This is a genomic window from Leifsonia sp. HAY1-4F, from assembly GCF_056755275.1.
Genome location: NZ_JBNDHX010000776.1, coordinates 1 through 228 on the forward strand (window position 1 = coordinate 1; position 228 = coordinate 228).

General features: G+C 66.2%; 1 protein-coding gene. It reads left to right on the forward strand.

Features of this window, described 5'->3' with window-relative positions:
• Nucleotides 1-14 precede the first annotated feature (14 nt).
• Complete coding sequence (locus tag ACPYOG_RS21320) at nucleotides 15-95, forward strand: PepSY-associated TM helix domain-containing protein (protein WP_481296019.1); 81 nt, start codon at nucleotides 15-17, stop codon at nucleotides 93-95.
• Nucleotides 96-228 lie beyond the last annotated feature (133 nt).

Sequence of the window (228 nt, forward strand, 5' to 3'; positions counted from 1 at the left end):
CGTGGAACTTCAGGATCAGCCGACCCAGCACCTGGCCCCTCGTCGGCCTGGGGCTCGTGATTCCCGCGCTGCTGGCGCTGTTGCTGATCCATTGACCGTCCGCCGACCGACACGCGCCGCTCCGACGGCGCGGTGGTCGTCTTCCAGTTTTCTCGCCGCTTCCTCTTCTTCTCCGCTCCGAGCCGCCGCCAGGACCTCCCCACCTTCAACCGAGACTCGACCATGAAT